The organism is Microbacterium sp. NPDC090281 (assembly GCF_044769635.1).
GTDB lineage: Bacteria > Actinomycetota > Actinomycetes > Actinomycetales > Microbacteriaceae > Microbacterium.
In genome coordinates this window covers 591,040-617,442 of the sequence record NZ_JBIVYH010000002.1, presented here as the reverse complement: position 1 = coordinate 617,442, position 26,403 = coordinate 591,040, and the positions used below count along the sequence as shown (strand labels likewise).

The 26,403-nt window shown below is 69.1% G+C and carries 28 protein-coding genes and 1 tRNA gene; 24 read left to right on the top strand and 5 right to left on the bottom strand.

What is annotated here, in order from left to right:
- Positions 1-35 precede the first annotated feature (35 nt).
- From ACIQTX_RS17190 to ACIQTX_RS17160, 7 genes are all read left to right on the top strand, one after another.
- Complete coding sequence (locus ACIQTX_RS17190) at positions 36-1,058, top strand: LLM class flavin-dependent oxidoreductase (protein WP_402974403.1); 1,023 nt, start codon at positions 36-38, stop codon at positions 1,056-1,058.
- Between the two features lie 38 nt (positions 1,059-1,096).
- Entirely contained in the window at positions 1,097-2,170 is a 1,074-nt protein-coding gene (locus ACIQTX_RS17185; protein WP_402974400.1) for an ABC transporter permease, read from the top strand.
- Positions 2,170-3,069, top strand: coding sequence for an ABC transporter permease (locus ACIQTX_RS17180; protein ID WP_402974397.1), 900 nt, complete (start codon positions 2,170-2,172; stop codon positions 3,067-3,069). The genes ACIQTX_RS17185 and ACIQTX_RS17180 overlap by 1 nt, the downstream gene beginning before the upstream one ends.
- Positions 3,066-3,917: an ABC transporter ATP-binding protein gene (locus tag ACIQTX_RS17175; RefSeq protein WP_402974394.1), complete on the top strand. Its 852-nt coding sequence runs from the start codon at positions 3,066-3,068 to the stop codon at positions 3,915-3,917. Before ACIQTX_RS17180 ends, ACIQTX_RS17175 begins: the two co-directional genes overlap by 4 nt.
- Entirely contained in the window at positions 3,907-4,755 is an 849-nt protein-coding gene (locus ACIQTX_RS17170; RefSeq protein ID WP_402974391.1) for an ABC transporter ATP-binding protein, read from the top strand. Before ACIQTX_RS17175 ends, ACIQTX_RS17170 begins: the two co-directional genes overlap by 11 nt.
- Positions 4,756-4,826: 71 nt before the next feature.
- Complete coding sequence (locus tag ACIQTX_RS17165; RefSeq protein ID WP_402974388.1) at positions 4,827-5,462, top strand: GyrI-like domain-containing protein; 636 nt, start codon at positions 4,827-4,829, stop codon at positions 5,460-5,462.
- 66 nt (positions 5,463-5,528) lie between these two features.
- Positions 5,529-6,329 carry a DUF1206 domain-containing protein gene (locus ACIQTX_RS17160; RefSeq protein WP_402974385.1) on the top strand — a complete coding sequence of 267 codons (801 nt, stop codon included), beginning with the start codon at positions 5,529-5,531 and terminating at the stop codon, positions 6,327-6,329.
- 16 nt (positions 6,330-6,345) lie between these two features.
- Here ACIQTX_RS17160 and ACIQTX_RS17155 read toward each other — a convergent pair whose 3' ends face one another.
- On the bottom strand, positions 6,346-6,993 hold the full coding sequence (locus tag ACIQTX_RS17155; RefSeq protein ID WP_105526430.1) for a LysE family translocator: 648 nt from the start codon (positions 6,991-6,993) through the stop codon (positions 6,346-6,348).
- Positions 6,994-7,055: 62 nt separating this feature from the next.
- On the bottom strand, positions 7,056-7,448 hold the full coding sequence (locus ACIQTX_RS17150; protein ID WP_402974381.1) for a nuclear transport factor 2 family protein: 393 nt from the start codon (positions 7,446-7,448) through the stop codon (positions 7,056-7,058).
- A gap of 88 nt (positions 7,449-7,536) precedes the next feature.
- Between ACIQTX_RS17150 and ACIQTX_RS17145 the strand changes: the two genes are divergently transcribed.
- The 8 genes from ACIQTX_RS17145 to ACIQTX_RS17110 all read left to right on the top strand — a co-directional run bounded on the left by ACIQTX_RS17145 (position 7,537) and on the right by ACIQTX_RS17110 (position 13,373).
- Complete coding sequence (locus tag ACIQTX_RS17145) at positions 7,537-7,917, top strand: winged helix-turn-helix transcriptional regulator (protein ID WP_402974378.1); 381 nt, start codon at positions 7,537-7,539, stop codon at positions 7,915-7,917.
- Between the two features lie 48 nt (positions 7,918-7,965).
- The gene (locus ACIQTX_RS17140; protein WP_402974375.1) at positions 7,966-9,273 is read left to right on the top strand and encodes an aminotransferase class V-fold PLP-dependent enzyme; all 1,308 of its coding nucleotides are present in this window, start codon (positions 7,966-7,968) and stop codon (positions 9,271-9,273) included.
- On the top strand, positions 9,270-9,704 hold the full coding sequence (sufU, locus tag ACIQTX_RS17135; protein WP_028502083.1) for a Fe-S cluster assembly sulfur transfer protein SufU: 435 nt from the start codon (positions 9,270-9,272) through the stop codon (positions 9,702-9,704). The genes ACIQTX_RS17140 and sufU overlap by 4 nt, the downstream gene beginning before the upstream one ends.
- A 16-nt stretch (positions 9,705-9,720) precedes the next feature.
- On the top strand, positions 9,721-10,662 hold the full coding sequence (locus ACIQTX_RS17130) for a GNAT family N-acetyltransferase (protein WP_402974371.1): 942 nt from the start codon (positions 9,721-9,723) through the stop codon (positions 10,660-10,662).
- Positions 10,663-10,721: 59 nt separating this feature from the next.
- Positions 10,722-11,363, top strand: coding sequence for an NADPH-dependent F420 reductase (locus ACIQTX_RS17125; RefSeq protein ID WP_105526436.1), 642 nt, complete (start codon positions 10,722-10,724; stop codon positions 11,361-11,363).
- 127 nt (positions 11,364-11,490) lie between these two features.
- Entirely contained in the window at positions 11,491-12,156 is a 666-nt protein-coding gene (locus ACIQTX_RS17120; protein ID WP_402974367.1) for a GntR family transcriptional regulator, read from the top strand.
- A 111-nt stretch (positions 12,157-12,267) separates the two neighbouring features.
- On the top strand, positions 12,268-12,513 hold the full coding sequence (locus ACIQTX_RS17115; protein ID WP_028502085.1) for a hypothetical protein: 246 nt from the start codon (positions 12,268-12,270) through the stop codon (positions 12,511-12,513).
- On the top strand, positions 12,510-13,373 hold the full coding sequence (locus ACIQTX_RS17110; RefSeq protein WP_402974364.1) for a hypothetical protein: 864 nt from the start codon (positions 12,510-12,512) through the stop codon (positions 13,371-13,373). The genes ACIQTX_RS17115 and ACIQTX_RS17110 overlap by 4 nt, the downstream gene beginning before the upstream one ends.
- A gap of 24 nt (positions 13,374-13,397) precedes the next feature.
- Here the strand turns inward: ACIQTX_RS17110 and ACIQTX_RS17105 are convergent, their stop codons facing one another.
- Positions 13,398-14,237 carry an SDR family NAD(P)-dependent oxidoreductase gene (locus ACIQTX_RS17105; RefSeq protein ID WP_402974361.1) on the bottom strand — a complete coding sequence of 280 codons (840 nt, stop codon included), beginning with the start codon at positions 14,235-14,237 and terminating at the stop codon, positions 13,398-13,400.
- A 129-nt stretch (positions 14,238-14,366) separates the two neighbouring features.
- On the opposite strand from ACIQTX_RS17105, the gene ACIQTX_RS17100 reads away from it, so the two are divergent.
- The 8 genes from ACIQTX_RS17100 (at position 14,367) to ACIQTX_RS17065 (ending at position 23,128) form a co-directional block, all read left to right on the top strand.
- Positions 14,367-14,951 carry a hypothetical protein gene (locus ACIQTX_RS17100; RefSeq protein WP_028502088.1) on the top strand — a complete coding sequence of 195 codons (585 nt, stop codon included), beginning with the start codon at positions 14,367-14,369 and terminating at the stop codon, positions 14,949-14,951.
- Between the two features lie 64 nt (positions 14,952-15,015).
- Positions 15,016-15,088: transfer RNA gene (locus ACIQTX_RS17095), tRNA-Arg, on the top strand.
- 189 nt (positions 15,089-15,277) lie between these two features.
- Positions 15,278-16,741 (top strand): pyridoxal phosphate-dependent decarboxylase family protein, encoded by a 1,464-nt coding sequence (locus tag ACIQTX_RS17090; protein WP_402974358.1) that lies wholly within the window; start codon positions 15,278-15,280, stop codon positions 16,739-16,741.
- Entirely contained in the window at positions 16,738-18,063 is a 1,326-nt protein-coding gene (locus ACIQTX_RS17085; protein WP_402974355.1) for a lysine N(6)-hydroxylase/L-ornithine N(5)-oxygenase family protein, read from the top strand. Before ACIQTX_RS17090 ends, ACIQTX_RS17085 begins: the two co-directional genes overlap by 4 nt.
- Positions 18,060-18,641: a GNAT family N-acetyltransferase gene (locus tag ACIQTX_RS17080; RefSeq protein WP_402974352.1), complete on the top strand. Its 582-nt coding sequence runs from the start codon at positions 18,060-18,062 to the stop codon at positions 18,639-18,641. The genes ACIQTX_RS17085 and ACIQTX_RS17080 overlap by 4 nt, the downstream gene beginning before the upstream one ends.
- The gene (locus ACIQTX_RS17075) at positions 18,638-20,428 is read left to right on the top strand and encodes an IucA/IucC family protein (RefSeq protein ID WP_402974349.1); all 1,791 of its coding nucleotides are present in this window, start codon (positions 18,638-18,640) and stop codon (positions 20,426-20,428) included. The genes ACIQTX_RS17080 and ACIQTX_RS17075 overlap by 4 nt, the downstream gene beginning before the upstream one ends.
- 4 nt (positions 20,429-20,432) lie before the next feature.
- Complete coding sequence (locus tag ACIQTX_RS17070) at positions 20,433-22,520, top strand: penicillin acylase family protein (RefSeq protein WP_402974346.1); 2,088 nt, start codon at positions 20,433-20,435, stop codon at positions 22,518-22,520.
- Positions 22,517-23,128, top strand: coding sequence for a GNAT family N-acetyltransferase (locus ACIQTX_RS17065; protein WP_402974343.1), 612 nt, complete (start codon positions 22,517-22,519; stop codon positions 23,126-23,128). Before ACIQTX_RS17070 ends, ACIQTX_RS17065 begins: the two co-directional genes overlap by 4 nt.
- 66 nt (positions 23,129-23,194) lie before the next feature.
- On the opposite strand, the gene ACIQTX_RS17060 is transcribed toward ACIQTX_RS17065, so the two are convergent.
- On the bottom strand, positions 23,195-24,130 hold the full coding sequence (locus ACIQTX_RS17060) for a LysR family transcriptional regulator (RefSeq protein WP_402974340.1): 936 nt from the start codon (positions 24,128-24,130) through the stop codon (positions 23,195-23,197).
- 71 nt (positions 24,131-24,201) lie between these two features.
- On the opposite strand from ACIQTX_RS17060, the gene ACIQTX_RS17055 reads away from it, so the two are divergent.
- Entirely contained in the window at positions 24,202-25,932 is a 1,731-nt protein-coding gene (locus ACIQTX_RS17055; RefSeq protein WP_402974337.1) for an L-aspartate oxidase, read from the top strand.
- A gap of 99 nt (positions 25,933-26,031) precedes the next feature.
- Here the strand turns inward: ACIQTX_RS17055 and ACIQTX_RS17050 are convergent, their stop codons facing one another.
- On the bottom strand, positions 26,032-26,325 hold the full coding sequence (locus ACIQTX_RS17050; protein ID WP_402974334.1) for a hypothetical protein: 294 nt from the start codon (positions 26,323-26,325) through the stop codon (positions 26,032-26,034).
- Positions 26,326-26,403: the final 78 nt, after the last annotated feature.

Here is a 26,403-nt window from a genome sequence, read left to right as displayed (position 1 = left end):
GCGGCCGGCACCGACACGACGAGAGCGAGGATGACATGACGACCACACCGATCAAGCCGGGACTGTCACTGTTCGAGGTGCCTCCCCGTTCCGTGAATGCCGCGGACACGTTCGCCACCTTGTTCGAGAACGCCCAGCGGATCGAGCAGCTCGGCTTCGAGACGTACTGGTTGGCGGAGGGGCACTTCTCCGACATCGGCTCGCCGTCGGCGCTCACGCTGCTCGCCGCGCTGACTCAGCGCACGACGCGCCTCCGCCTCGGCACGGCGGTCGTGCCGCTCGCGCTCGACAATCCGCTGCGCATCGCCGAGACGGCATCTCTCGTGAACACGATCGGCGACGACCGGGTCGAACTCGGCATCGGCAAGGGGAATCCGGGGGGCTTCTCCACCGCGGCGTACCATGCCTTCGGGCTCGACGAGCGTGAACGCGAAGAGCTGTACACCGAGACGCTGGCCCGGTTGCGCGCGGCCTTCGCGCACACCGAGACCGGGAGCGACGGAACCGAGTACGGGCTCTACCCGCCGGTCGGCCGGCTCCCGTCGCGGATCTGGCAGGCGACCGGCAACGTCACGACCGCACGGGCCATCGGCACCGCCGGCGATGGGCTGCAGCTGCATCGGTTCGTGGCCGGTGGGAACACCGGGCCGGCGCAGCGTCCGCTCGTCGAGGCCTATCTCGACGGGCTGGACTCCTCGGCGGCGCCGCGGATCGGGGTGTCCCGGTCGATCCTGCCCGCTCGGGACGCGGCCGAGGCCGTCCGGCTCTTCCAAGACCATCTCCAGCGCAATCCCCGTGCCCTGCCCGGAGTCGCCAGGGAGGGTTCGGTCGAAGACATCCTGCACGGGTTCTCGATCCTCTTCGGGTCGCCGGAGCAGATCGCGGAGGGACTGCTCGCCGACCCCACCGTGACCTCCTCCACCGACTACCTCTTCAGCGTGCCGCTCGACTACGACGGCGAGCACTATCGCGAATCGTTCGTGCACATCGCGGAGGAGATCTACCCTCTTCTGCCCGTCGCCCGTCATGGCAAGGTCGGCGCTGTCGCGGCGGCCTGAACCTCGAACTCGAACCTCGAACCGCTGGGAGTACCACCATGGTCATCGACATCGCGCCGACCGAGCTCGAGAAGACTCGCGTCGAGAAGCCGTTCCTCATACCGCCGCCGCACCGACCGCCCGTCGATGAGCGCCGGGCCGTGGTGCGTCGTCGTGGGCGTCGGGTCTTCCTGGCGATCGCTCGACCGGTCTCGGTCTTCGTCCCCGTGTTCGTCCTCGGCACCTTCGTGACGTTCTGGCTGCGGGAGCTGAGCGGACTGAGCCCGGCCTATCTGATCCTGGGGGACAACGCGACACCGGAGGCGGTCGCGAAGATCGAGGCCGAGTGGGGTCTCGATCAGCCCTTCCTCGTGCAGTACTTCCAGTGGTTCGGATCGCTGCTGCGCGGCGACCTCGGCACCAGCTGGTACAACGGCTTCCCGGTCTCGGAGGTGCTGTGGGATCGCGCCGTCATCAGCCTGTCGATCGCCGGGTTCGCGCTTTTGATCGGCGTGGTGGTCGGTGCGGCCCTCGGCGCCCTGGCGGCGGCGCGGCAGGGATCGCTGCTGGACCGGGGGATCACGGCATTCGCCGCGGTGATCTCCACCCTCCCGCCCTTCATCGTCGGCATCCTCCTGGTGTCGGTCTTCGCGGTGACCCTGCACTGGTTCCCCGCGACCGGGTACGCCCCGTTCAGCCAGGGGCTCGGATCGTGGCTCTGGTTCGCGACGCTGCCGGCGATCGCACTGAGCGTCGACACGGTCGCAGACGTCGCGCGGCAGCTGCGGGTCGGGCTCGTCGACGTCTACCGGCAGAACTACATCGTCGGGGCGCGCGTGCGCGGGCTCAGCCCGCAGCGCATCTTCTTCGCACACGGGCTGCGAAACGGCGTCGGGCCGACGGTGGCGATCCTCGGCCTCAAGTTCCCCGCGCTCCTGGGCGGAGCGGTCGTCACCGAGACGATCTTCGGGATCGCGGGCTACGGGCGGTTCGCCGCCGACTCGGCGCTGCGCGGCGATGTGCCGGCAGTGCAGGGCGTGCTCGTGATCTCGATCGTGGTCGTCGTGGTCTTCAACCTGCTGGTCAACATCGTGCTCAACCGGTTGATCCCAGCCGGGGCGAGGGGAATCTGATGATCCGCAAGATCCTGCGCCTTCCGAGCGGACGCTTCGGCGTCGCCCTGCTGCTGATCGTCGTGTTCCTCGCGGCGTTCGGACCGCTCCTCGCGCCGTACGACCCGCTGCTGACGACGAAGGAGATCCTCCAGGAGCCGTCGTGGGCGCACTGGCTCGGCACCGACTACCTGGGCCGCGACACCCTGAGCCGGTTGCTGGCCGGCTCGACCCTGAGCGTGGTGAGCGCGGCGCAGGTGGGGCTCATCGCCCTGTTCGTCGGAGCCGTCCCCGGAATCCTCTCGGTGTACCTCGGGCGCACGTTCGAGTGGGTCACACTCCGCATCATCGACACCCTCATCGCGCTGCCGTTCCTGGTGTTCGCCGTCGCGATGACCGCGCTGCTCGGAAACGGCATCACGCAGGCGATGTTCGCCGTCGGCATCCTGGTCGCCCCCGTGTTCTATCGGGTGGCGAGAGCGGCCACGCTGTCGGTGGCGACCTCCGCCTACGTCGAGGCTGCGGTGCTCTCGGGCGCGGGGCTCGGGTGGATCGTGCGCACGCACGTCTGGGGCAAAGTGCTTCCGCCGATCGCGATAGCCCTGGCGAACACGCTCGCGATCGGACTGGTCGCGGTGGCGGCGCTCAGTTTCCTCGGCATCGGAGTGCAGCCGCCGACCCCGACCTGGGGCGGGCTGCTCGCCTCCGACCTGGGATATCTGACCCAGCGTCCGTTCGCCCCGATCTTCCCGTCGGCAGTCATCGTGCTGACGGTCTGGGGCTTCAACATCCTCGCCGACGCGATCCGCGATGTCAGCGGCGAGTCAGGGCGGGCGCTCCTGGCGAAGTCCGATTCGCGTCGAGACCGCCGTCGCACGCCGGTGCCAGAGCTGCAGACCACGACGGAGGGCCGCTCATGAGCGCCGAACTGCTTCTCGACACCGAACCGGAGGTGATCCTCGCGGTACGGGATCTCCGGGTCCGCAACCGACTCGACGGCGTCGATGTCGTGAAGGGCGTCGACTTCTCTCTTCGCGAAGGCGAGGTCCTCGGCATCGTCGGGGAATCCGGCAGCGGCAAGACCATCACGCTGCGGGCGATCCTCGGCATCCTGCCCGACTCGTTCGACGTCGACGGCGGGGCCATCGAGCTGCGCGGGCGGGACGCCTCGACGTTCAGCGCGAAGCAATGGCAGGCGCTTCGCGGGGGAGACGTCGCGGCGATCTTCCAGGACCCCGGTTCGTTCCTGAACCCGGCGATCACGGTCGGGCGCCAGCTGAGCGAAGTGCTCAGGGTGCGCCGCGGACTGCGGCGGGGCGCGGCGAAGGTCGAGGCTCATCGGCTGCTGACCCTGGTGCGTCTCGAGAACGCCGACCTGGTCTACCGGCAGTTCCCGCACGAGCTCTCGGGAGGGATGCTGCAGCGCGTGCTGCTCGCGATCGCGATCTCACTCGAACCTCGGATCCTGATTGCCGATGAGGCGACGACTGCTCTCGACGTGACCGTGCAGGCGGAGGTGCTCGACCTGTTCGATGACCTGCGGGAGTCGTTCGGGCTGTCGCTGATCGTGGTCTCGCACGACCTCGCCGTCGTCGCCCAGGTGGCCGACCACGTGATCGTCATGCGCGACGGGATCGTGGTCGAGCGAGGGCGGACCAGCGACGTGCTCTTCGCGCCGCAACACGAATACACCCGCCTGCTGGTGCAGGAGCATCAGCAGTACGGGCTCGATCGTTACCTGGAAGGGGCCGTTCGACATGACTCGTGAAGACGATCCGCTGCTCGACGCGTCAGGGATCGACGTCGTGTACGGCAAGGGCTCCCATGCGCGTCAGGTGCTGTTCGGCGTCGGGTTGCAGCTGCGTGCCGGCGAGGCCGTCGGCATCATCGGCGAGACGGGTTCAGGCAAGACCTCGTTCGCCCGCGCCCTGCTCGGGCTCAAACGTCCGGACGCCGGCTCGGTGCTCGTCGGCGGCGACGACATCACCATGTTCTCGGCCGCCCGCTGGCGGCGCTTCCGTCGGGAAGGCATCATCCAGTACGTGTTCCAGGACCCGTTGAAGAGCCTGGATCCGGAGCGCACGCTGGGGGAGTCCCTGGCCGAGCCGCTCGAGTTGCAGGGCAGACTCAGTCGGACCGAGATCGCCACGCGCATCGCCGCGGACCTCGAGACGGTCGCGCTGCCCGAGAGCATCCTGCACCGGTTCCCCGCCGAGATCTCCGGCGGCCAGCGGCAACGGGTCGCCATCGCGCGCGCCCTCATCACCGACCCGAAGGTCATCGTGCTCGACGAGCCGGTCAGCGCCCTCGACTCGGCGAACCGCTCCAAGGTGCTCGGCATCCTCGCGAAGCTGCGGGACTCCGGCGTCGCGCTCGTGTTCATCTCGCACGACCTCGGTTCGGTCGCCGGTCTCACCGACCGCACCGTGGTGCTGTTCCGGGGGCACGTGGTGGAGGAGGGGGAGACGGCGCGGATCGTGAACGCCCCTCGGCATCCCTATACGCGGCTGCTCATCGGGTCGGCGCCGACACTCGGCGAGAGCGCCATCGGCCGTGCAGAGCGGGACGAACTGCGGGCCCTGCTGTCGGTCGACGCCGGGCGCTGACGGCCGGGCGCTCAGCCGACACGTGTCCGAGGCCTGTGCGACACTGGCCGCACGACCGAGGGAGGCACGTCATGGCGGCGATCGACCCCAAGAAGACACTCGATTCATACCGGGCGAAGCGGGGCGAGTTCCGCGTCATCGACGTGCCGCCCATGCAGTACCTGATGGTCGACGGTGCGGGTGATCCGAACACCTCTCCCGCTTACGCACAGGCCGTCTCGGCGCTGTTCCCCGTGGCCTACACGCTCAAGTTCGCCAGCCGGGACGAGCTCGGCATCGATACGGTCGTGATGCCGCTCGAAGGTCTCTGGCACGCGCCCGACATGGAGTCCTTCACCTCACGCCGGGACAAGTCGGCCTGGCTGTGGACGATGATGATCATGGTCGGCGACCACGTCACCGCGTCGATGTTCTCCGACGCCGTGGAGGCCGTGGCACAGAAGGCCGTGAAGAAGAAGGAGCCGGTGCCCGCTCTGGAGGCCGTGCGGCTGGAGACGCTCGACGAGGGCACGAGCGTGCAGACGCTGCACATCGGCCCGTTCGACGATGAGGGCCCGGTGCTCGATGACCTGCACCAGCGTTTCATCCCCGAGAGCGGCTTGCAGATGCGGGAGCTGCACCACGAGATCTACCTGAGCGACCTGCGCCGCACCGACCCCGCGAAGCTGCGCACCATCCTCCGCCAACCCGTCGTACCGAGCGCCTGACCGGCGCGATCCCTCGAATAATCAAGCCCCTCTTCGGAGTCGGCCGCCGACGGATACTCTTCATCGATGAGCACGGTCAAGCATGCGGCGCGCGTCGCCAAGGGGTCGTCGGCCTTCCGGCGGATCGCCCGCGTCGGATTCGTCGTCCTCGGGCTGATCCACGTCGTGATCGGATCGATCGCCATCTCCATCGCGGCCGGTGCATCGGGGGACGCCGATCAAGACGGTGCGATGGAGCAGATCCGTCAGAATCCCGTCGGAGGACTGCTGCTCGTGCTCGTCGCCGTCGGCCTGATCGCGCTGGCCGTGTGGCAGATCGCGAGCGCCTTCCTCGCCGCCGACCCCGCGGAGACGAAGAAGTGGGGTCAGCGCTTCAAGCTCTTCGGCATCTCGCTCTCCTACCTCGTCGTCGCCGCCATGGCCCTCATCTACGCCGTGGGCGGCCGCGCCGACTCGGAGACGGCCTCGAAGACCCTCAGTTCGGTTGTGCTCTCGGCTCCCGGAGGCGTGGTGCTGCTCGTCATCATCGGTCTCGCGGTGGCGGGCGTCGGCGTGGGCTTCGTCGTCGGCGGCTTCACGAGGGGCTTCGAGAAGCTGCTCGATCTGCCATCGGGGGCCGCGCGCGGCGGCATCGTGACTCTCGGGGTGATCGGCTACTTCGGCAAGGGCATCGCCGTGGCCGTCACCGGGGTGCTGTTCGTCGTGGCCGCGGTGACGCAGGACCCGGAGAAGGGGGCGGGGCTGGATGCCGCCCTGCACAGCCTGCTCGCGCTGCCTTCGGGGCCTGTCATCCTCGGCGCCGTGGGTGCGGGGTTCGCCGTCTACGGAGTCTTCTGCATCGCCCGTGCCCGGTTCGCGCGCATGTGATCACGCGCTCGGATGTTCACGCGGTCGCGGGCTTCTCGCTCCACACCAGGAGGAAGGCGCCGAGCGCGATCATCAGCCCGCCGCCGGTCGCGCCCATCGCCTCGATGCGCCGAGGAGACCGGCCGAACCACTCGCGGGCCGCGCTCGCGAGGAGCACCCACACGGCGTCGCAGGTCACGCCGATCGCCACGACGATGACTCCGAGCAGGAGGAGCTGCGCAGGCACGGAACCGGCCTGCAGGTCGACGAACTGCGGCAGTATCGCGAGGAAGAACGCGATCGACTTCGGGTTGGTGACGCCGACGACGAATCCCTCGGTGAGCAGCCGCCACCCGGAGCGTCTCGCCTGCGTGGCGACCATGGCCCGTGCCGCGTCCTTGCGGTGTCTGATGGCCTGGATCCCGAGGAAGATCAGGTAGCCGGCACCGAGCACCTTGACGATCGTGAAGAGCACGACCGACTGCGCGATCACCGTGCCGACGCCGAGTGCGACGGCCACGACGAGGACGATCGAACCGATCGCCGTGCCGAGGATGCTGAGGAATCCGCCCATGCGTCCGAGCGACATGGCCCGCCCGATCGTGAAGAGCACGGTGGGTCCGGGGATCACGACCATGACGAACGCCGCGACGATGAAGGCGAGCAGCGTGTCCTGGGCGATCATGGGATGAGCCTAGAGGTACGGGTGCCGGGCGGTCGATCTTCGAAGCGCCCGACACCGGATGGTCAGGCCTTGCCCCAGAAGCGGTCCTCCGCGTCCTGGTCCTCGCTCATCAGCCAGACCTCGACGATGCGGCCGTCGACGACGCGGAAGACGTCGACGCCGTGCTGGTCGAGATCTTCCTGTCCCGCACGCTGCGCGCGGAAGCGCACGGTGGCCGACACCAGGTCGCCGCTCTCGGTCGCCGATTCGGTCTCGAGCGCGAACGTGCCGCCGCTCAGCTCCATGAATCGGCCGAGGTGCGCGAGGATCGCGTCAGGGCCGACATGATCGCCCGACACCTGGTTCGCTCCGGGCTGGTGCCACACGGCATCCGGGTGGAAGGTCGCAGCGAGCGCCTCCATGTCTCCCGCGGCCATGGCCGCACCGTACTGTCCTACGACATCGATCGCCGACATGATGCTCCTTCTGGTTGGGTCGGTATTCTGAGCATCCAGCGTCTCGCCAGGGGCGCGGTTACTTCAACGTCACCGGGAGGGAGGGCGCATGTCGAGCGAGTGGACCGTGTTCTCCGCCAGCTGCCCGTCTCGCGCGTCTCTCGCACGCATCGCGAACAAGTGGACCGCGATGATCGTCGTCCTCCTGCACGAGCAGCCGCTGCGCTTCGGCGAGCTGCACCAGCGGATGGACGGGATCACGAAGAAGGTGCTCGTCGACACGCTTCGCGCGCTCGAGCGCGACGGCATGCTGGATCGCCGCGTCGGTGACGATGGGCATTCCCGGTATCTGCTCACCCCTCTCGGGCGGACCCTGCACGAGCCGCTCCAGGCGCTGCAGGTCTGGGCGGAGTCGCATGTCGAAGACGTCCGTGACGCGCAGGATCGCTACGACGAGGTCGCCGACGAGAAGATGCTCGGCGGGCGCTGACCGACGAGACCGCGCCCACCCGTCTCCCACAGGTGGGAAACTGGAACGATGAGCGTTTCTCCCGGTGTCGACGTGATCGCCCCCCTGAACGAGGCCGAGGTGCGGCGCATCCGCGGGGACTTCCCGATCCTGGCAGCGCGGGTGCACGGGCATCCGCTCGTGTACCTGGATTCCGGGGCGACTTCGCAGCGTCCGACCGCGGTGCTCGATGCCGAGCGCGACTTCGCGACCTCCATGAACTCGGCAGTGCACCGTGGGGCGCACACGCTCGCCGCCGAGGCGACCGAGCTGTTCGAAGACGCCCGTGCCGCCGTCGCGCGTTTCGTCGGCGCCGATGACGACGAGATCGTCTGGACGTCGAACGCGACCGAGGCGATCAACCTCGTCGCCTATTCGCTCTCGAACGCGTCGCTCGGGCGCGGGGGAGCAGCCGCCGAGCGCTTCCGGCTCCGCGAGGGCGACGAGATCGTGACCACCGAGATGGAGCACCACGCGAACCTCATCCCGTGGCAGGAGCTCGCAGCGCGCACCGGAGCGACGCTGAAGGTCATCCCCCTCGACGATGACGGAGCACTGCGGCTCGACGCTGCGGCCGAGCTGATCACCGCGCGCACGAAGCTCGTCGCGTTCACACACGTCTCGAACGTGCTCGGTGTGATCAACCCCGCAGACCAGCTGGTCGCCCTCGCCCGCGAGGTCGGTGCGTTGACGCTGCTCGACGCCTGCCAGTCGGCACCGCATCTGCCGCTCGACGTGCACGCGCTCGATGTCGACTTCGCCGTGCTCTCCGGCCACAAGATGCTCGGTCCCACCGGCATCGGCGCGCTCTACGGACGCCGTGAGGTGCTGGCTGACATGCCCCCGTTCTTGACCGGCGGCTCGATGATCACCACGGTCACCACAACCTCGGCCGAGTACCTCCCGCCGCCGCAGCGCTTCGAGGCCGGCACGCAGCGTGTCTCGCAGGTGATCGCGCTCGCCGCGGCCGTTGGCTATCTGACCGAGGTGGGGATGCCGCGCATCGCCGCGCACGAGGCAGCCTTCGGTCGCCGACTCGTCGACGGGCTGAGCGCGATCGACGGCGTGCGTGTTCTCGGCGCCGGCATCGACCTGCCTCGCGTGGGCCTCGCTGCCTTCGACGTCGAGGGCATCCACTCGCACGACGTCGGCCAGTTCCTCGACGATCTCGGCATCGCCGTGCGCGTCGGCCATCACTGCGCCCAGCCGTTGCACCGCCGCCTCGGCGTGACCTCGTCGACGAGGGCGAGCACCTACCTGTACACGACCGATGCCGAGGTGGACGCTGTGATCGATGGCGTCGCCGGCGCCATCGACTTCTTCCGGAGGGGCGCATGAGCGACCTGCAGAACCTTTACCAGGAGCTGATCCTCGATCACTCGCGCACCCCGCACGGCTATGGGCTGCGCGATGAGATCGCGGCGCAGTCGCATCAGCTGAACCCGACCTGCGGCGACGAGATCACGCTGCAGGTGCATCGCGATGCCGACGGCAGCGTCGAGGCGATCGCGTGGGAGGGGCACGGGTGCGCGATCTCCCAGGCTTCTGCCTCGTTGCTCGCAGAACTCGCCGAGGGGCTCACGGTCGACGACCTCGAGGTCCGCATCGCGGCGTTCCGTGAGGCGATGCGCTCGCGCGGCAAGATCGAGCCGGATGAGGAGCTGCTCGGCGATGCCGCAGCCCTCGGCGGGGTGTCGAAGTACGTGGCGCGCGTCAAGTGCGCCATGCTCGCCTGGGTCGCCGCAGAAGACGCGCTCACCCGCAGCTGAGGTGCAGGATGGACGCATGTCACTGCGCCTGAAGCCTCTGCCGGCCGACCGTTTCGATGAGTGGCGTGCGGCCGCCCGCGAGCACATCATCGACGGCAACCGGGCATCGCGCAGGCGCATCGGTGCCGACGCCGTCACCTTCGCCGACGAGGTCCTCGAGAGCCTGCTGCCCGATGGCCTGGCAACACCATCGGTGCGTGTCCTCCGCATCGATGACGACGTACAGGGAGAGCTCGGAACGCTCTGGCTCGTCATCAGCGACCACAAGCTGTTCATCCTCGACCTCGATCTCGGCTCACCGTTGACAGACGCCCAGAACGACGACCTGCTCGCGGGGATCGTGGCGATCGGGCGCGAGGGCGGCGCGAGCAGGATGGGTGCCTCCCTCTTTCCGCACGATGTGGCCGGCCGGGCGTTCGTCGATGGGCGCGGATTCGAGCTCGCGTCGATTCAGATGGTGATCGAGCCGATGCCCGTGCGCGAGGTCGCACCTCACGTCGAGGTGTCGCCGATGACCGCGCAGCGCTTCACCCGTTTCGCCGCGGCGTCGGAGGAGGGGTTCGCTCAAGACCTCGTCGAGTCGGGGCGCTACACCCGGGAGGACGCGGCCGCGGAGTCGCATCGCCAGATGATCGCTGAGCTTCCGCACGGGCTCGACACCGAGGGACAGGAGCTGTTCACCGCATCCGTCGACGGGGTCGAGGTGGGCATCCTCTGGTTCGGCATGCGCGAACGAGATGGGCGTCCGCACGCGTTCATCCTCGATATCGAGGTCGCCGCGGATCAGCGGCGGAAGGGGTACGGTCGCGAGCTGATGCACGCTGCCGAGCGCGAGGCCCGTCGACTCGGCGCCGACTCGATCGGACTGCACGTCTTCGGCTTCAATACGGGCGCCGTGGAGCTCTACGAAAGGCTCGGCTACCGTCGCACCGAGGAGAGTCTGCTGCGCGATCTCTGAGTGTCGGTCATCGGGCGACTCGGCGGGAATAGTCGTGCGCCCCGTACGTTGGGCCGAACATGACAACTCTCGGAATCATCGGTGCAGGACACATCGGCAGCCAGGTCGCACGAGTCGCGGTGGCGAACGGCTACGACGTGGTGATCGCCAACTCGCGGGGGCCGGAGACCCTCTCCGACCTGGTCGCGGAGCTCGGGCCGCGTGCCAAGGCGGCCACCGCGGAGGATGCGGCTTCGGCAGCCGACGTCGCCGTCGTCACGGTGCCGTTGCGTGCGATCGACAGCCTTCCGGCCGAGCAGCTCGCCGGCAAGATCGTGCTCGATACGAACAACTACTACTTCGAGCGCGACGGGCACATCGATGCCCTCGACAAGGGGGAGACCACGACGTCGGAGCTGGTGCAGCGGGCCCTTCCGGATTCGAAGATCGCGAAGGCGTTCAACCACATCTACGCGTCGGAGATCACCAGCGACGGCAAGCCCGCGGGGACCGCAGGTCGTCGTGCTCTGGCCACTGCGGGGGATGATGCCGAGGCCGTCGCCTTCGTGACGCGGTTCTACGACGAGGCCGGCTTCGACACGGTGAATGTCGGAGCGCTCAGCGAGTCGTGGCGGGTCGAGCGCGACCGTCCGGCCTACGTGGTACGGCAGAACGCCGAGGAGCTGACCGCGAACCTCGCGATCGCCAACCGCCTGCCCTGACCGGGGCCCGGGCGAGGGCGCCGCAGGACCTGCGCGCCCTCGCCGCCGACCCGATGGCGGAGCGGGGGCGGAGGCGTTGGGATACCAAAAGTTGATGAAACGCCGCCGACAATGCGAGAATGCCCAGATGGCGGGGGCTATAGCAGCAAACGGTGAACTCGAGTCGGTGAGAGTCACGCGGATTCTTCGCGACGACATCATCCTGGGTCGGCGCGTTCCGGGGGCCCGGCTGGTGGAGCGCGATATCGCGGCAGAGCTCGGCGTGTCCCGGCTGCCGGTGCGCGAAGCCATCCGTACGCTCGTCGCCGAGGGAGTCGTGGTCGCTCGCCCTCGCACCTGGGCTGTGGTCCGGGAGTTCACGCACCGCGACATCCAGGACTTCGCCGAGGTGCGCGAGGCCATCGAGACGCTGATCTTCGTCTTCGCGGCCGAGCGGCACGACGAAGCCGGTATCGCCCGCATCCGCGACGCCTACGAGCGCGAGCTGGCGGCCGCCCGCGCCGAGGACTCGGAGGCTGCGAGAGTCGCCGCGGCCGAGTTCCACGAGATCGCCGTCGAGCTCGCCGCGAATGAGATGCTCGGCGAGCTCATCGCCGTCTTCCTCACCCGCCTGCGGTGGTTGTTCGGCCAGCATGATGATCTGCTCGCGATGGCCGACGAGCATCGCATCATCCTCGAGGCGCTGACCGCGCGCGACACCGATGCGCTGCGCCGGATCGTCCCCGCACACCTCGCCAGCGGGCAGTCCGCAGCGGAACGGCGTCTTGCCGACGACAGCGATCTGATGGTCTGAATGGCCCGGTTCGTTCCCGCGCGGGTCTCGGGGACAACCGTGGCGGCTCCGGTTGTATATTGGGGCGATCGGAGTCGGTCCGGAACTGTTCGCGCTGTCCTGGGGAGCGAGATGCGGAATCTTGCTGTCGCCGTCGGATGCCTGTTGCTTCTCGGTGGGATCACGCTCGTCGCGATCGCCGATCAAGAGCGTCTGACAGCGGTCGCCGCGGTCAAAGCGGAGATCGTGCGGGTCGAGCGCGCCCTCGATGAGTCGCGCGGCGAGAACCTCGAGCTCGCCGAGAAGCTCACGGCCCTGCGTTCGCAACTCGCCGAGCAGGACACCGAGCTCGCCGACACGACAGGGTTCCTGCAGTGATCCGGCGGGTGCTGTCGGTCACGGTGGCGGCGTCGGTCCTGCTGGGCGCAGGAATGTTCGCCCGGGCGGACGCACTCGAGCAGGAGCGTGCGGCGGCAGTCGCCGAGCTCGTCGCCGTGAACGAGCAGTACCACGATGCCGGCCAGCGCACCGACTACCTCGACGGCGCCGTCGAGCGCGCGGAGCAGGACACCGCCGACCGTGCCGCCGTGCTCGCTCTGCGTCCGGCGTTCCTCACCGAGGTCGAGGCTCTGACCACGGCTCTGAAGGGCGCAGACGGAAGAGTCGACACCGCGGCCCACCGGTCTGCCGCACTCTCGGCGCAGCAGACCGTGCTGGCCGAGAAGGAGAATCCGGACACGGTGGCTGCGGCCACGGCGACCATCCACGCGCTCACCGAGAAGGTCGGCACCGAGGTCGCATCGTGGCAGGCTGCGCAGAGCTCCGGCCCCGGCGGGCCCATCTGGTCATCCAGCGGACCGGACGGGTATGCGCGCGTGCGGGCCGCCCTCGATCTCGTCGGCGGCGGGGGGATCGGGTTGTACGAGTCGTCGTCGTGCGCGGGTGGGAACGCCCCCGCGTGCGCGAACAGCAACGGATACATCAAGTACCGCGCCGACATCGCGAACTGGGGCTCCGGGCGACTGAACTGGGCCATGGCGCACGAGCTCGCGCACATCTACCAGTTCCGGGTGTGGGGCGCTCTCACCTCGTCGGGCGCCTACGGGTCGATGTTCGGCGGCGACCCGGAGTTCCTCGCCAACTGCATGGCCCTCGTCCGGGGGTACCCCGGTTCGGTCGGCTGCGACGGAGACCAGCAGGCCTGGGCGTCCGGCATCTGGGTGGGCGCCGTCCGCTGAGAGGCGCCGGTTCTCGCGCCCGGTTCAGGCCGCGGGCGTCGTCGTGTCGATCGCCGCGCGCAGGGGGCGCCGCATCACCCGCCAGTACGAAGACGGGGCGATGCGCGTGAGCACGTCGATCAGGCGGGCCTCCCGGCCGACCATGGTGCGCACCGCTCGCCGCTCGGTCGCGCGGACGATGCGCGCCGCGGCATCCGCGGGCTCCGTGTGATACATCGCGGCCTGAGCTTCCGCGGCGCGAGAGGCGACGGCCGGGTCGATCGCGGCGGCGTAGCGGCCGTGCAGGATGATCCCGGTGCGGACCCCTGCCGGGTAGACGGCGCCGACGGTGACCGAGGTGCCTTCGAGCTCGTGCCGCAGCGCCTCGGAGAACGCGCGGACGGCGAACTTGCTCACCGCGTACGGGATCCGACCGGCGGGAGCTGCGAGCGCATAGACGCTGGCCAGGTGCGTGATGTGGGCGGCAGGTGCGGCACGGAGTGCGGGGAGCAGGGCCTTGGTCACGGAGACCGTGCCCCAGAGGTTCACGTCGGTGAGCCAGCGCATCTCCTCCATCGTGAGCTGGTCGAGGTTGCCGAGCATCGATGAGCCGGCGCACGTGATGAGGGCGTTGATCCGCGGGTGGGCCGCGCTGATCTCGGCGGCGGCGGCGAACACGGCCTCGTCGTCGCGGAGGTCGACCACATGCGTCGTCACCCGCGCGCCTCGCAGCTCTCCAGCCACTGTCGCGAGCGCGGCGGCGTCGTGATCGATCAGGGCGAGGTGGGTCCCGCGGGCGGCCAGCAGGCGCGCGATGTCGGCGCCCATGCCGTTCGCGGCGCCGGTGATCACGGTGGTGCTGCCGGTGAGATCGAGATGCTTCATGAGTCTCCTGCGGGGCCCGATCCGGGGCGTACCGGCGGATGTCGGATGGGTGGGGCAAGCTGATCCGGAACCATTCTGGCCGACACTGCGCCGCAGTGATACCGCTACGCTCAAGGGGAGGAGGTACCGGTGGGACGAACAGCGGATGCCATCGCCGAAGGCGTCGCGATCGCGACCGCTGCCGCGCGCCTCGCCGTGAAGAATCACATCCTCATCGGCACCATCGCCGAAGACGGCGTCTTCGACATGGAGAAGTACATCGACGACGCCCGTGAGGCGCTCCGGGCGATGGCCGAGGAGTCGGAAGAAGCCGCCGCCACCGTCACCGCGCTGCGTAAACGCGCCAGAGGTCGACACTCCGATCCGGTCGGCACGCACGACTACCGCGACCGAGATGTGCGAAACCTGCGTCGTCGGGCCAAGCAGTCCACCGGGGTCGCCGTGCGACTGCGGGAGATCATGCAAGACCGAGAGCGTCTCGCCCAGATCGTCGAGGAGGCGAGGGATGCGGCGTGGGCCGATGTGCGTCACAACCTCGACCGTCGACTGCGGGTCGAGGGCATGCGTCCTGATCAGGACCCCGACTACAACCGCATGCGCGAAGCACGCATGCAGGCGCTGCGACTCGTCGATCTGCAGGCGCTCTCGTCGGAGCAGAGAGCGAAGGCCAAACGTCGCAAGAAGCAGCAGAAAGCGGCCGCAGCAGACGACTGAGGCCTCGTTTCGCTTTCCCGTCGGGACTGTTGTAGGCTGTTCCACGGCCCGCTGAGCGGGCTGGGCGCCCGTAGCTCAATGGATAGAGCATCTGACTACGGATCAGAAGGTTAGGGGTTCGAGTCCCTTCGGGCGCACACTGTGTTGAGACAGTAGAGGAACGGCTTCCACTTCGGTGGAGGCCGTTTCTGCGTTAACGCCGGCCATCACGAGGCCACTGTCAGACGATCCGCCGACGCCACATGTGGGGCACCTCCGTCGAGGCATTCTTCTACGCTGTCCAAATATAATGTGTAAGGATAGGCACACCTAACTTTAGGAGTTGAATGGTGTCTGACCTGCTCACGTCCTCGACCGTCGATGTCTACCGCTCCCAGATCGCGCGTACCGCGTCTCGGGTGGCTGCGAGGTTCGCCGAGACCCGGCAACCCGCCTCCGGTGCCTCCCTCGGAGAACTGCAGGAACTCGTGGACCGGGTCGATCTCGCGGGTGCGGGCGTCGGTACTCCGTCGGCGATCCGCGAGGTCGACGAGCTCTTCCTCGCCCACGCCGTGTGGTTCCATCACCCGCTGTATGCCGCGCACCTGAACTGCCCCGTCGCCATCCCCGCCGTCGCGGCCGAGACGATCCTCGCGGCCGTGAACACCTCGGTCGACACCTACGACCAGTCGACGGTCGGCACCCTGATGGAGCGCCGGCTGATCGAGACCGTGACGGAGTGGGTGGGCTTCGCCGCGGGCGACGGCATCTTCACCTCGGGCGGTACCCAGTCGAACTTCCACGCGCTGTTCCTGGCCAGAGAGGCGGCGCTGGCAGAGATCGAGGGCTCGCGTACGGCGACAATCGCCCGCCTGGTCGTCTTCACCGCGGCTTCCAGCCACTTCAGTGTCGGCAAGTCGTCCCTGCTCCTCGGCCTCGCCGATGACGCGGTCGTCGAGGTGGCCGATGACGGAGAGGGGCGGATGCTCCCGGCCGAACTCGACGCGGCGGTCTCCGCGGCCGTGGCCGACGGCCGGGTGCCGATGGCCGTCGTCGCCACCGCAGGCACCACCGACCGCGGGGTGATCGACGATCTCGCGGGCATCGCCGCGGTGTGCGACGCCCGCGGTCTGTGGCTGCATGTGGATGCCGCCTACGGAGGAGGGCTCCTGCTCTCGTCCCGGCGCCGGCACCTTCTCGACGGCATCGAGCGTGCGCGGTCGGTGACGGTCGACTTCCACAAGAGCTTCTTCCAGCCGGTCTCCTCCAGCTCCCTGCTCGTGCGCGATCCTCGCGATCTGGCTGCCGGCGCCTGGCATGCCGACTACCTCAACCCGCTGGAGAATCACGAGCCCAACCAGGTGGACAAGTCGCTGCAGACCACGCGCCGCTTCGATGCGCTGAAGCTGTGGGTGACGCTCCGATCGATGGGGGCGGCGCAGATCGGGGCGCTGTTCGACGCGGTCATCGACCTGGCTGCCGATGCCGGCGACCTGGTCGAGGCGGATCCCGAGCTCGAGCTGGTCGCCCGCACCCAGCTCAGCACCGTGCTCTTCCGTGTGTGCCCGGAAGGCGCATCGCCCCTGATGCAGGACGAGCTCGTGGCGGGGGTGCGCCGCGTGCTGTTCGAGTCCGGCCGGGCGCTCGTCGCCAAGACGGTGATCGACGGGAGGCCGTGCCTGAAGCTGACGCTCCTCAACCCCGACACCACCCTCGACGACGTGCGGGAGATCCTGGAGATGGTGAAGGACACGGCGACTGCTCTCGCGGGGATCTCGCCGGATCTCGTCGCCGCGGAGGCCTCGGCATGACCGCGGACGTGCACGACCTGATCGGCATCGGCATCGGCCCCTTCAACCTGGGGCTCGCCTGCCTCGCGGAACCGCTCGGGCTGGACGCGGTGCTCCTCGACCGTGCCGACGGGTTCCGCTGGCATCCGGGGATGATGATCGAGGGATCGACCATCCAGGTGCCGTTCCTGGCGGATCTCGTGACCATGGCCGACCCCACCTCGCCGTACTCGTTCCTCAACTGGCTGAAGCAGGCGGGGCGGCTCTACCCGTTCTACATCCGTGAGAGCTTCTACGCCCTGCGCGCCGAATACGACGCCTATTGCCGTTGGGCGGCCGGACAGCTGCGGCAGCTGCACTGGAACCATGAGGTCGTCCGGGTCGAGCACGATCCCGTCAACGACGTCTACGTGGTGCAGGCGATGCGGACCGACACCGGAGAGGAGCGCACGCTGCGCGCCAGGCACGTCGTGGTCGGCGTCGGCACGACCCCGACGATCCCGCCGGCTCTCCGCGACGTCGCCGGCCACGCCGTGCACAGCTCGGCCTACCTGGAGAATCGCGATGCGCTGCGGGCGACGGACTCGATCACCGTGGTCGGCAGCGGCCAGTCGGCTGCCGAGATCTACCGCGACCTCCTCGAGGGCGCACGCGACGGCTCCTACCGTCTCGACTGGATCACGCGGTCGCCGCGCTTCTTCCCGATGGAGTACACGAAGCTCACTCTGGAGATGACCTCGCCGGAGTACACCGACCACTTCCACGCCCTTCCCGTCGCTCTGAGACAGCACCTGGGCCGCGAGCAGCGGAGCCTGTACAAGGGCATCTCGGCCGATCTCATCGACGACATCTACGACACCCTCTACCGGCTCAGCGCCGAGGGGCCGGTGCCGACGACGCTCCTCACCGACACCGAGGTCACCGTCGCGGAGTGGGACGGTGATCGCTACCGGCTGACGCTGCAGCACGGCCAACTCGGAGAGCAGCACGAGTGGGACACCGCCTCGCTGATCCTCGCCACCGGATACTCCGCTCAGACGCCGCCCTTCCTCCAGGGCATCGCCGACCGCCTGGACTGGGATGCCCTCGGGAGGTTGGACGTCGCGCGCGACTACAGCGTCGACGGGGGCCGCGGACGCGTGTTCGTGCAGAACGGCGAAGAGCACACGCATGGCCTGACCGCTCCGGATCTCGGTTTCGGCGCGTGGCGCAATTCCTCGATCCTCGCGTCGATCGTGGGACGCGAGGTCTATCCGATCGAGCGTCGGATCGCGTTCCAGGACTTCGGCGTCCCGACCGCAGCCAGGCGCACGTCCGCGGTCGGCGGGGAGGTCGTGCGATGACGACGACGACCGGGCTCGACACGTCGATCACCGCCGCCAGCCCGAAGCGCGACGCGGCCCTGCTGCACCGCTGGCTGGCAGACCCCCACTCGGCGTACTGGGGCATGACAGACCTGGATGTCGCCGCCATCGAGAGCTACCTCGCCGCTCTCGACGCAGATCCCGCGCAACAGCCCTGGCTCGGGCTGGTCGACGGGACCCCGACGTTCTATGCCGAGACCTATGACCCGGCACGGGTGCTGCTGACGGGGATCCACGACGCGGTGCCGGGGGACATCGGCATGCATGTGCTCGTGTCGCCCCCGGGCGGGACCCACCGGCACGGGCTGACCGATGCCGTCTTCGCCGCCGTGATGCGGTGGTGCTTCGACGAGCTCGGTGCGGCGCGGGTGGTCGTCGAACCGGATGCGGGCAACGCGCGCATCCGCGCGAAGAACGTGCGCGCCGGCTTCGAGGAGCTGCGCGAGGTCGTCATCGACGAGGGCGACCACCTCAAGACCGCGATGCTGTCGGTGTGCACCCGCGCCGGTTTCGCGAATTCCGAACTCCTCCGCCTCGACCGAGAGGGACGCGCATGATCGCCCCCGCCGCCCACCTGACCCCCGATGCGCTCGAGCGCGCGCAGCGCCACCTCGTCGCCAAGGCGCTCGCGGAGTTCAGCCACGAACGGCTGATCGTCCCGGAAGCCTGCGGCGATGACGGGTGGCGGCTCGGTGTGCCCTCCACCGGCGTCGAGTACCGGTTCCAGGCTCTGCGCACCGAGCTCGAGCACTGGATCATCGAGGAGAGCAGCATCCGCCGCCTCGTCGACGGGACGGAGAGCGTGCTGGACGCGCAGCAGTTGATCCTCGAGCTGCAGCCGACGCTCGGCCTGTCGGACGATCTCCTCCCGCTGTACCTGGAGGAGATCGCCTCCACGCTCGCCGGCTCGATGTTCAAGATCGCTCAGCGCGGACCGTCGGCGCCGGAGCTGGTCGCCGCCGACTTCCAGACGATCGAGGCCGCGATGACCGAGGGGCATCCGGGGTTCGTCGCGAACAACGGACGCATCGGCTTCGGCGTCGCCGATCACGCAGCGTTCGCCCCGGAGGCCGCGCGGGCGTTCCGCATGGTGTGGGTCGCCGCTCGCCGATCGGCCGCTCACCTCTCGCTCGGCGCCGGCCTCACCGAAGAGGCGCTGTTGTCAGGAGAGCTGAGTCCGGCCGAGAGCGACCGCTTCGCCTCCCGGCTTCGCGAGCTGGGCGAGGATCCGACCGATTTCCTCCTGCTCCCGGTGCATCCGTGGCAGTGGGAGAACCGCGTGACGATCACTTTCGCCCCCGACCTCGCCAGGCGCGACCTCGTCCTCATCGGCGAGAGCGACGACGACTACCGCGCCCAGCAGTCGGTGCGGACCATGTTCAACGTCTCGCACCCGCACCGGCACTACGTGAAGACCGCTCTCGCGGTGCAGAACATGGGGTTCCTCCGGGGCCTCTCGCCGGCGTACATGCGCGTCACTCCTGCGATCAACGATTGGGTCGCCGCGGTCGTGGCCGCGGATCCGACGTTCGCGGGGGCCGGCTTCCAGGTGCTCCGTGAGCGCGCGGCGATCGGCTACACGGGCGATGTGTATCACCGCACCGCGGAGCCGTCCGCCCACCGGAAGATGCTCGCCGCGCTCTGGCGTGAGAGTCCTGTCCCACTGCTGACCGGGTCTCAGCGGCTGGCGACTCTGGCGTCGCTCCTGCACCGGGACGGCGAAGGCGCGTCGGTGGTCACCGCGCTGATCCGTGCCTCCGGCATTCCCGCGCCCGTGTGGGTCCGACGCTTCCTGCGTGCCTATCTCCGACCGATCGTGCACAGCCTGCTGGCCCATGACCTCGCCTTCATGCCGCACGGCGAGAACCTCATCCTCATTCTCGAGGGGCATGTGCCGACCGGCGTGTTCATGAAGGACATCGGCGAGGAGGTGGCCGTGCTGGCGGATCGCGCGTTGCCGGAAGACGTGCGACGCATCGTCGCCCCCGTCGACGATCAGGAGAAGGCGCTCGCGGTGTTCACCGACGTCTTCGACGGGGTGCTGCGGCATCTGGCCGGCATCCTCCACGTCGACGGCACGCTGAGTGAGACGGAGTTCTGGCGCCTGGTCGCGGAGACGGTCGACGAGCACGCCGACGAGCATCCCGATCTGGATTCTCTCGTCGATCTGCGGGCCGATGCCTTCGCCCACTCGTGCCTGAACCGTCTGCAGCTGCGCAACACGCTGCGCATGGTCGACCTCGCGGACCAGTCCTCGTCGCTCATGTACGCCGGAACTCTCGAGAACCCCATCGCCCGGTCGCGCATCCTTTCGCCCACGTCTCTGTCGGTCGTGGGAGGCTGAGCGGATGGCAGAGCTGTTCCGCGACGCCCTCGGCGTCCCGCACATCCGGGCGACGGATGCGCGGGACCTCGCCGATGCGCAGGGAGAGGTCACCGCGCGAGACCGCGGATGGCAGATCGAGGTCGACCGGTTGCGTTCGGCCGGGCGTCTGTCCGAGCTCATCGGGGAGGCGGGCCTCGACTGGGACGTCTTCGCGCGCCGGGCGAGGATCGACGACACCGCCCGTCAGGCGTTCGCGGCGCTCGACGAGGAGACGAGCGCGTTCGTGCGGGCGTACACGGCCGGCGTCCGCCGGGGGATGGGTGCCACCGGTAAGCATGCCTCCGAGTTCCGCGTCCTCGACGAGCTCTTCGGCGACGACCGCCCGCTCACACCGTGGGCGGATCACGATCCACTCGGCGTCCTGCATGTCGCGCACGTGCTGTTCTCGACGTTCCCGCACGTGCTGTGGCGCGAAAGGGTGGCCACCGTCCTGGGCGACGACTGGGTCGACGTGTTCGTCGGGGATGACACGTCTCCGACCGGCGGGAGCAATGCGTGGGCGCTGCACGGCTCGCGCACCGAGAGCGGATCGCCGATCGTCGCGGGGGATCCGCATCGGATGTTCGAGCTCCCCGGCCCGTATCAGCAGGTGCGTCTCGCCTGCGAGGAGTTCGATGTCATCGGCCTCGCGTTTCCCGGAGTCCCCGGAGTCCCGCATTTCGGGCACACCGGTGACGCGGCGTGGGGAATCACGAACGCGATCGCGCACAGCGTCGATGTCTTCGAGGAGCGTCTCCGGGCACGGGACGGCGGCTACGACGCGTGGGGGCCCAGCGGGTGGGCGCCCGTCGACGTCGTGCGCCATCGCATCGCGGTGCGCGGGGGCACCACCGTCGAGGTCGAGGCGCTGGAGACGGCCCACGGCTGCATCGTCACCGACCTGCAGGAGGCTGACGGCGCTCTGCGTGCGTGGAGCATGCGGCATCCGGCGCGGACCGGGGCGGATCTCGGTTTCGGCGCGATCCTGCCGCTGCTGCGCGCGCGCACTGCGCAAGACGTGATCACGGCGTTCTCCCGCTGGGTGGATCCCGTCAACAGGGTGCTCGCCGCCGACCGTGCCGGTGATGTGCTCTCGGCGACCGTCGGCACCGTTCCGCGACGGGACCGTGCCGAAAGACGACGCGTCCTCCCGGCAGCATCCACCGCGCCTGCCCCTGACCGCGAACGCATCGGTGCGGTCGCCGTGCACGATGTCGCCGTCGATGCGAACGAGCGGCCGTCCGCCGCGTCGATCGACTTCGGATGGGCCTACCCGTCCGCTCATCGAGCCGCCCGGATCACGCAGCTGCTCGGCGCGATCGATCCGCACACGGTGGATGAGTTCGGGCCGATCTGGGGCGACACCGAATCGGGAGCAGCCGTCAGCATCCTCGCCCTGCTCCCCGCGGGCGAGCTGTCACCGAGCGCCGCGGGGGTGCGGGATCTGTTGGCCGCCTGGGATAGGAGGGCGGATGCCGACTCGGCAGCTGCCGGAGTCTTCGGTGCGTGGCGCAACGCCCTGGTCCGAGCCGTGACGGCGCATCCGGCGCTGTCGCCGCTGCAGGAGCCGCATCCGTTCGGCGCGGTCTTCGACCCCTGGATGCGGGTGGAGGGGCAGGTCGCCTCCGTCCTCGCTCGGATCCTGCAGCACCCCGCGCTCCGTGACGATGCTGCCGCGCTCGTGCGCGCCACGTTGGAGGAGGCCGCGGATGCGCAGCGCTGGGGTGCGACGCATCGGATGCTCCCACTGCACGTCCTCGCCGAGGTCCGGGGTGCAGCCGCCCCCGGCGAGAACCTGGACATCCCGCTGTCCGGCGACGGCGACGCGGTCCGCTGCACGGGATCGACGCCCGGGCTCACCGACCGTGCGTGGCGGGGCTCCGTCGCCCGATGGGCATGGGATCTCGCCGACCGGCAGCAGAGCGTCTGGAGCGTGCCGTTCGGGGCCTCCGGCGACCCCGACTCCGCGCACTTCGCCGACCAGCTGGACGACTGGGCGGCCATCGACCCGACACGCATCGTCACAGACTGGAGCGCCCTGCGCCCTGACCACCCGACCGGAGCAGCATGACCGTCACCCGCAACTCATCGCGCCTCGTGAGCGGGCCCGCCGGAGCCGTCGTCCACACGATCGACTCCGCAGAGCTCGGACGCCTGGAGTTCACGGTGCTCGATCCCGTCGCCGACCTGGCGCTCCTCCATGAGTGGGTGTCCCGCCCCAGCTCCCGCTTCTGGGGGCTCTCGGCACTGTCACCCGACGAGGTCCGTGACCTCTACCTCTACGTCGACGGGTTGACCAGCCATCACGCGTTCCTCATCCGCCGAGACGGCCTGCCCGTCGTGCTGCTGCAGACCTACGAGCCGGAGAACGATCCGCTCGGCGAGGCCTATGCGCCGCTCCGAGGTGACGCCGGCATCCACTTCCTGCTGGGCGATCGCGGCATCGTCGTGCCGGGATTCATGAGCAGGCTCGTCGACGCGGTGGCGGAGTTCCTGTTCTCGAGCCCTGAGGTGGACCGGGTGGTCATCGAACCGGATGTGGACAACGAGCGCGCTGTCGCGAGGGCGCAGAAATCCGGTTTCGAGCTCGGCCCGCGCGTGGTCCTGCCGCAGAAGACCGGGCAGCTCGCGTTCCTCACGCGGGAACGTTGGCTGAAGCTGCGTGCTGACCGCGCGTGATCGGTGCTGACCGCGCGTGATCGGTGCTGACCGCGCGTGATCGGTGCTGACCGCGCGTGATCGACGTCAGAGCAGGCTGGTGATCGCCGGGTCGCGGCCGGCGACCTCTGCGGCCGTGGCGACGATCACCCGGCGGATCGCGGCGACGGCGACGGCCGGAGTGACATCGGCGCGATGGGCGAGGCTCACGGTGCGGGTCATCATGGGGTGTGTCAGCCGGACGGAACGCAGTGCAGGGCGATCGAGCAGCACCATCGCCGGAACCACCGCGACGCCGACACCGCGCTCGACGAAGCGCAGCACGGCATCCATCTCCGCGCCCTCGAGCACGTGGTTGGGTCGAAGCCCCTCGGCGCGGAAGGCCGCGTCGGTCGTCGCTCGAAGCTCGTAGGTCTCGTCGAGCGCGATCAGCGGGAGGGTGGCGAGGTGGTGGAGCGTCATCGATGCCGAGCTCGACACCGGCGGCTCGGTCGCAGCGGAGACGACGACGAGTTCTTCGGTGAGCAGGGGCGTCCGCGTGAGGCTGAACCCTGAGGGCGGTGGGCCGTCGGATTCGGTGATGAGCGCGATGTCGACCGCGCCGACGGCGAGCTCTTCGACGAGTCGGCGGGAGCCGCTCTCGGTCAGGTGCAGGTCGATGCCGGGATGCGCCGAGTGGAACGAGCTGATCGCTTCGGCGACGAGGCTGATGCAGAGGGTGGGCGGTGCGCCCAGGCGCACGCGTCCGCGGCGGAGGCCAGCCAGTTCCCCCATCTCGTCGCGGATGGCATCGGCCTCGGCGAGCATGCGCTGTGCGCGGGGGAGGAGCGTCTCTCCGGCAGCCGTGAGAGCGATGTGGCCGCGTGCGCGGTGGAACAGTTCGGCGCCGAGTTCGCGCTCGAGAGTCGAGATCTGTCGGCTCAGCGACGGCTGTGCCAGGTGCAGGTGCTCGGAGGCGCGGGTGAAGTGTCCGAGACGCGCGACCTCGACGAACCCGCGGAGCTGCTCGAGGTTCATGACCATAGCCTACCCGTATCGTTTCAAGTCGGACTATGCATTGGAGTTATTAGGATCCCCTAACTACCGTGGATCGCATGGCCACGCGCGAACGTCAGATATCCACCACCGTCCTCGTCATCGGCACCGGAGGCTCGGGCCTGCGGGCAGCGATCGAGATCGCCGAACACGGTGTCGACGTGCTCGCCGTGGGTAAACGACCGCGGCAGGATGCGCACACCTCGCTTGCCGCCGGCGGCATCAACGCGGCACTGGGCACGATGGACTCCGACGACAGCTGGCAGCAGCACGCGGCCGACACCATCAAGGAGAGCTACCTGCTCGCCAACCCGCACACGGTCGAGATCGTCACGCAGGGCGCCGAGCGCGGCATCCGCGACCTGGAGCGCTGGGGCATGGACTTCGCCCGCGAAGACGACGGCCGCATCTCGCAGCGCTTCTTCGGCGCCCACACCTTCCGCCGCACGGCATTCGCCGGTGACTACACGGGCCTCGAGATCCAGCGCACCCTCGTGCGCAAGGCCGAGCAGCTCGACGTTCCGATCCTCGACCACGTCTACATCACGCGCCTGCTCGTGCGCGACAACGTGGTGTTCGGTGCCTACGGCTTCGACCAGGCCGACGGCACCCGCTACCTCATCCACGCGGATGCCGTGATCCTCGCCGCGGGCGGTCACAACCGCATCTGGCGGCGCACCTCGTCCCGCCGCGACGAGAACACGGGCGACTCGTTCCGCCTCGCGGTCGATGCGGGTGCGCGGCTCCGCGACCCCGAGCTCGTGCAGTTCCACCCGTCCGGGATCATCGAGCCCGAGAGCGCGGCCGGCACCCTGATCTCCGAGGCCGCGCGCGGAGAGGGCGGCATCCTCCGCAACGCCCTCGGCGAGCGGTTCATGGAGAAGTACGACCCGGAGCGCATGGAGCTTTCGACCCGTGACCGCGTCGCCCTCGCCGCCTACACCGAGATCCAGGAAGGACGCGGCACCGAGAACGGCGGCGTCTGGCTCGATGTCTCGCACCTGCCGCGCGAGACGATCATGACCCGTCTGCCCCGCGTCTACCAGACGATGATGGAGCTGCAGATGCTCGACATCACGACCGATCCGATCGAGATCGCGCCGACCGCGCACTACTCGATGGGCGGGGTCTGGGTGCGTCCGGAAGACCACCAGACCGACGTCGACGGGCTCTACGCGATCGGCGAGGCGTCGAGCGGACTGCACGGCGCGAACCGTCTCGGCGGCAACTCGCTCATCGAGCTGCTCGTCTACGGACGCATCGTCGGGCAGGCGGCCATGGAGCATGCGGCCGGGCTCGACGCGCAGCGCCGGTCGGCGACGGCGGTGGCTGAAGCGCGGGCCGAGATCGACGATCTGCTGGCAGCGGAGGGCCGCGAGAACGTCCGTGCCCTGCAGCGCGCGATCCGCAACCTCATGACCGAGTACGCGGGCGTCGTGCGCTCGGAAGAGGGGTTGCTCGCCGGCCTCGCCGACCTCGACATGATCGAGGGGCGCATGGAGGACATCGGCATCCACCCCGACATCGCCGGGTTCCAAGACCTTGCGCATGCTTTCGACCTCAAGGCGTCGGCGCTCGCCGCCCGGGCCACCCTCGAGGCAGCGCTGGAGCGCCGGGAGACGCGCGGATGCCACAACCGCAGCGACTTCCCCGACAGCGACCCCACGCTGCAGGTGAACCTGGTGTGGTCGCCGACCGATGGTGTGACCCGTGAGCCGATCCCCGCCATCTCGCCGGAGATCGCGGAGCTCATGCGCGAGGTCGACACCGCGGGCAAGCTCGTCGAGTAACTGCATCCACGTCTGTTCCGGTCGCACTTCCTGCCGCTCGATCGCCGATCTGGCGGCAGGAAGTGCGACCGGAACTGTGAGGAGGTGCCGGCCGCGGGCTCAGTCGGCCTGCGGATCCTCCGCGTCGATCACGCCGATGCCGACGGCTTCGTGGTCGGGCTCGGGGTCGGTGCGCTTCGGTGCTTTCGGCTCCTCGCCCGGAGCCTTCTCGGTGCTCGGCTCTTCGAGGTCTTCGGTGCTGGGAAGTTCGCTCGGGTCGGCGTCTTCGGGGGAGTCGGCCTCCGCCGGCGTCGTCACCTCGCCCTCGCTCGTGTCCGACGAGGCGGGCGAGGGGGTCTGTGCCTCGGGCGAGAGCTCGTCGGTCGGCTCCGGCTCGGGAGTGCTGTTCGTCATGATGGGCCCTTTCGGCGATGTGTCCGATCAGCATGTCGCGACCGAGAGCCCGGTTGAAGGGGGTTGACGTGGCGGCGG